This is a genomic window from Brevundimonas diminuta ATCC 11568, from assembly GCF_000204035.1.
GTDB classification, from domain to species: Bacteria; Pseudomonadota; Alphaproteobacteria; order Caulobacterales; family Caulobacteraceae; genus Brevundimonas; species Brevundimonas diminuta.
In genome coordinates this window covers 787,323-792,276 of record NZ_GL883086.1, presented here as the reverse complement: position 1 = coordinate 792,276, position 4,954 = coordinate 787,323, and the positions used below count along the sequence as shown (strand labels likewise).

Genomic DNA, 4,954 nt, shown 5'->3' with positions numbered 1-4,954 from the left:
TCACCCGGGCGGTGCGGTCGCCGCCGCGCTCGAGGCGCTGCTCATAGGAGAGGGTGGTTTCCGTGCGGCCGAGGATGTCCCCGCCGCCAAGGGTGGGAAGGTTCTCGACCATCAGGCCGAGCGTGGGGTTGGGGCGGACGTCGGCCTGGCGCACGCCGGCTTCAGCCGCCTGGGAGCGAGCGGCGGTCCCGGCGAGCGCCGGATCGGCGCCGACGGCGCGACGGAGAGCCTCTTCCAGAGGAAGGGGCCGGGCAGGCGCGGTCGAGGGCGTCGCCTGGGCGAACGCCTCGACGGGCGGCCAGGCCGCCGCGAGCGTGAGCGCGAGGGCCGAAACGGCCGCACGACGCGCCCACCATCCGGCAGCGCCGGACATGGGATGTCTCAAGGATAGTCTCCAAAAACAGGGGCGCGCGCGGCCGAACGGCCGCGCAGGATCAGGCGATCAGGCGCGCGTGTTTTGGAGGATGTGAGGGATCATCGCCGGTCAGGCCGGGCGGCAGGGCGTCCGGCGCAGGCCCAAGGTCGAGCGAGGCTAGCAGGCCGGATCCGACAGGGTGGACGGGCGCGGTCAGGGCCAGGTGGATGTCGCCGCCGCTGTGATGATGGTGACTGAAGGGGGCGTCGCCATTGTCGGCGACGTCGAGGACCGCGCCGCCGTCCGGTGCTTCGCTCGCAGGGACGTGATCGTGGTGGTGGGCTACTTCCGCCATGGCTTCATAGGTCACGCCGGGGAACTGTACGCTGTGTTGGACGCGATGCTGGTTGTTGACCACCCCATGCATCTGCACCGCGACCATGATGGTCACGCCGAGGCAGATGCAAAGGAGGCGTAACAGCTGCGGCAAGAAGTAAATTCCCTGACGATTCCCGTTAGGGGGAATCCGATTTCAACGCAATGGAGGGATCGTCGCACTGGCCGGTCCAGGCGAATGTGTCGTGGTCGAGCCCCTGGTTCCTCTTTCCGGAGGCCGGGCCCACAGGGGCTCACCCGGGTGGATTCCGTAGTGGTTCAGTCGGTTCCTCGCCGATAGGTCAGCGGCATTCCACTGTCAGGTGCCCGAGTTCATGAACCGGCTTGAGGCGGGTGCGGATCGTGTCGCTGTCGACGCCGCCCGTCACGCTGACGATGGCGGCGTGGGCCTCGGGACCCACGCGCCAGACATGCAGATCGGTGATGCGAGCGTCGCCGGGACCTTCGACACATTCACGCACCTCCGCCTCGATAGCCTGGTCCGTCGTGTCGAGCAGTACGGCGGCGGTGTCGCGCATCAAGCTCCAAGACCATCGGGCGATAACGATCGCGCCCACGATCCCCATCACCGGATCGAGCCAGACCCAACCCAGGTACCGACCCGCGATCAGCGCGACGATGGCCAGAACCGAGGTCAGGGCGTCAGCCAGGACGTGAAAATAGGCCGAGCGCAGATTGTTGTCGCGAGGCTCGCCATGATGCTGGTGATCGTCATGGTGATGGTGGTCATGGCCGTGATGGCTGTGGCTATGGCCGTGGTGATGACCGCCGCCCGCCAGCAGAAGCGCGCTCACCAGATTGACGCCCAGGCCGAGAATGGCGACCAGCGTGGCCTGTCCGAAGGCGACGGAGCGGGGATCGAACAGCCGGGCGACGGACTCGCCGGCGATGCCCAGCGCCACGATGCCGAGCACCAGCGCCGAGGCGAAGCCCGACAGATCGCCGACCTTGCCGGTCCCGAAGCTGAACCGGCGGTTGGCTGAATGGCGTTTGGCGTAGGCATAGGCGCCTGCCGCGACAGCCAGAGCGCCCGCGTGGGTCGCCATGTGGAAGCCGTCCGCCAGCAAAGCCATCGAACCGTAGATCATCCCGGCGATGATCTCGCCGACCATCATCACGGCGGTCAGGCCGACGACCCACAGCGTCCGGCGCGCGCTCTCGTCATGGGCGCGGCTCAGGAAATGGTGGTCGTGGGTCAGGTGGTCGGTGTCGAACAGGGTCATGGGCGTGGATTACTTGGAATAGCGACGGATGATGGCGATCAGTTCGTCGGCGCCGCTCTGACGATCGGCGTCGCTCAGTTCGGGATGGGCGACGTGATGGCGAAGGTGGTCCTCGATCAGCTCTTCCAGCAGTCCTCCCATGGCGCCGCGAGCCGCAGCGACCTGCTGAAGGATTTGCGAGCAGTCGGTGTCGCTTTCGATGGCGCGTTCGATCGCGCCGATCTGGCCGGCGATCCGCCGAACGCGGGCCACGAGCTTCTTCTTGTTGGTCGATGTGTGCGCCATAGGATACCCCTGTATAGTATTTTTACGCCGTGACCAGTGCTGGAGCGGACGTCGCGGGAGCCTGCAGCTCGCCACGCGACCGTCCGATTTGAGGGCGGTTCGGCAGATCGTCGCCGGTATGATGGCGGGCGCAGGCTTCGCGCCTCGCCTTGAGCCCTTCCCCCAAGGGGTATAGGCCGGACGAGCGCTGAATTTGGAGTGACGCCATGCCGACGGTCCACGATCCTCGCCATACTCCCGCTCACAAGGATGCTTCGCATGAAGGCGGAGGGGCGATCGACCCGGTTTGCGGCATGGCCGTGGATCGGGCCGCCGCCCAGCATCGCGCAGAGCACGAAGGTCACGACTACGTCTTCTGCTCGGCGGGATGTCGGACGAAATTCGTTTCGGATCCCGGCCAATACCTCGGCGAGAAGCTGAAGGCGAAGGCCGCGCCCGCAGGGACGATCTACACCTGTCCGATGCATCCGGAGGTGCGCCAGGAAGGGCCGGGGTCCTGCCCGATCTGCGGCATGGCGCTGGAGCCCGAGACTGTCACTGCTGAAGCCCTGCCCAATCATGAATTGAAGGACTTCACGCGGCGGCTCTGGGTCGGCGCCGTCCTCACCCTGCCGGTAGCCGCGCTGGAGATGGGCGGTCACCTGACCGGACTGATGGACAGAATTCCCGGGCAGACGTCGAACTGGATCCAGTTCGTGCTGGCGACGCCTGTGGTCCTGTGGGCCGGCTGGCCCTTCTTCGTGCGCGGATGGAAGTCCCTCCTCAACCGCAGCCTCAACATGTTCACCCTGATCGCCCTGGGCGTCGGGGCGGCCTGGATCTACAGCGTTGTCGCCGTGCTGGCGCCGGGGCTGTTTCCCGCGGCCATGCTGCGCATGGACGGGAGCGCGCCCGTCTATTTCGAAGCGGCGGCGGTGATCACGGTGCTGGTCCTGGTGGGCCAGGTCCTGGAACTGCGCGCGCGCGAACAGACCTCCGGCGCGATCCGGGCCCTGCTCGACCTGACGCCCAAGACAGCCCGCCGGGTGCGCGACGACGGCGCCGACGAGGATGTGACGCTCGACCTCGTGGCGGTGGGCGACCGGCTGCGCGTCCGCCCGGGTGAAAAGATCCCGGTCGACGGCGAGATTCTCGAAGGGCGCGTGGCCATCGACGAATCCCTCGTGACCGGGGAATCCATGCCGGTCACCAAGGAGGCCGGGGCCAGGGTCATCGCCGGCTCGCTGAACAAGACAGGCTCCTTCGTGATGAGGGCGGACAAGGTCGGCGCCGACACCCTTCTGGCCCAGATCGTCCAGATGGTGGCCCAGGCCCAGCGCAGCCGCGCGCCCATCCAGCGCCTGGCCGATCTGGTGTCCGGCTGGTTCGTGCCGGCCGTTATCGCCATCTCCGTGGTCGCCGCCGTCGTCTGGGGTCTGGTCGGTCCGGATCCGCGCCTGTCCTACGCCCTGGTCGCGGCGGTGTCGGTTCTGATCATCGCCTGCCCCTGCGCGCTCGGCCTCGCCACGCCGATCTCGATCATGGTGGGGGTGGGGCGGGGGGCGCGCGCCGGCGTCCTCATCAAGAACGCCGAGGCGCTGGAGCGGTTCGAGAAGGTGGACACCCTGGTGCTGGACAAGACCGGCACCCTGACCGAGGGCCGTCCTTCGGTGACGGCGATCCGCCCGGTCGAGGGTTTTGACGACGTCGAGCTTCTTCGCCTGTCCGCCAGCCTCGAGCGGGGCAGCGAACACCCCCTGGCCGACGCCATCATGCGCGCCGCAGCCGATCGCGACCTCACGCTTTCCGAGGCTGCGGAGTTCGACAGTCCGGTCGGCCGCGGCGTCACCGGCCAGGTCGACGGTCGACGTCTGTTCCTGGGCAATGCCCGCTACCTGACGGAGGCCGGGGTCGATGTCGCGCCCCTCGAGGCGGCGGCCGAAGTGTTGCGAGAGGAGGGCGCTACGGCCATCTTCGTCGCGGTTGACGGCGCTGTGGCCGGCGTCCTCGGCATCGCCGATCCGGTGAAGGCCACCACCGCCGACGCCATCCGCGATCTGAAAGCCGCCGGCCTCCGGCTGGTGATGATGACTGGCGACAATCACACGACAGCGCTAGCCGTCGCACGCCGGTTGGGCATCGACGACGTCCGGGCCGAGGTGCTGCCGCAGGACAAGGCTTCGGTTGTGGAGCAGCTTCGGTCCGAGGGGCGCGTCGTGGCCATGGCCGGCGACGGCGTCAACGACGCCCCGGCTCTGGCCGCGGCGGACGTCGGCGTCGCCATGGGCGCCGGTTCAGACGTGGCGATCGAGAGCGCCGGCGTCACCCTGCTGGGCGGCGACCTCCAGGGCATCGTCCGCGCGCGGCATCTGTCCAGGGCGGTCATGGGCAATATCCGCCAGAACCTGGTCTTCGCCTTCGGCTACAACACCCTGGGAATCCCCGTGGCGGCGGGCGTCCTCTATCCGGTGTTCGGCCTGATGCTGTCGCCGGCCCTGGCGGCGCTGGCCATGGCGCTGTCGTCGGTCAGCGTGATCGCCAATGCGCTTCGTCTCAGGGCGGTCAGGCTCTAGGCGATGCAGGCGGCGAAGGATTCGCCAGGCGCTTGCCAGTCTTGAGGGGAAGGCCGCAGGCCTGCGTATCTATGAGAGAGGGGCGCTTCCTCAAGGAGACACACGTGAACCGTTTCAAGATCGCAAACCTGGCCGGCGCGGTC

Annotated in this window: 4 protein-coding genes and 1 pseudogene; 1 reads left to right on the top strand and 4 read right to left on the bottom strand. The window is 67.9% G+C overall.

The features are described from left to right. The 4 genes and pseudogenes from BDIM_RS17920 to BDIM_RS07570 all read right to left on the bottom strand — a co-directional run. Window positions 1–373: pseudogene (locus BDIM_RS17920) on the bottom strand (TolC family protein); the annotation flags it as partial. Window positions 374–434: 61 nt separating this feature from the next. Further along, a complete protein-coding gene (locus BDIM_RS17150) occupies window positions 435–845 on the bottom strand; it encodes a hypothetical protein (protein ID WP_112999850.1) in 411 nt (136 codons plus the stop codon). A gap of 187 nt (window positions 846–1,032) precedes the next feature. After that, entirely contained in the window at window positions 1,033–1,974 is a 942-nt protein-coding gene (gene dmeF, locus BDIM_RS07575) for a CDF family Co(II)/Ni(II) efflux transporter DmeF (RefSeq protein WP_040345421.1), read from the bottom strand. A gap of 9 nt (window positions 1,975–1,983) precedes the next feature. Next, window positions 1,984–2,259, bottom strand: a complete 276-nt coding sequence (locus BDIM_RS07570; protein ID WP_003164978.1) for a metal/formaldehyde-sensitive transcriptional repressor — start codon at window positions 2,257–2,259, stop codon at window positions 1,984–1,986. A gap of 206 nt (window positions 2,260–2,465) precedes the next feature. Between BDIM_RS07570 and BDIM_RS07565 the strand changes: the two genes are divergently transcribed. Then, window positions 2,466–4,811, top strand: a complete 2,346-nt coding sequence (locus tag BDIM_RS07565; protein ID WP_220119308.1) for a heavy metal translocating P-type ATPase — start codon at window positions 2,466–2,468, stop codon at window positions 4,809–4,811. The last annotated feature ends 143 nt before the right edge of the window (window positions 4,812–4,954 follow it).

What these genes read in the sequence shown, in the direction of transcription:
- dmeF (WP_040345421.1), bottom strand. Translation starts at nt 1,974, where the DNA reads ATGACCCTGTTCGACACCGACCACCTGACCCACGACCACCATTTCCTG.
- BDIM_RS07565 (WP_220119308.1), top strand. Translation starts at nt 2,466, where the DNA reads ATGCCGACGGTCCACGATCCTCGCCATACTCCCGCTCACAAGGATGCT.
- BDIM_RS07570 (WP_003164978.1), bottom strand. Translation starts at nt 2,259, where the DNA reads ATGGCGCACACATCGACCAACAAGAAGAAGCTCGTGGCCCGCGTTCGG.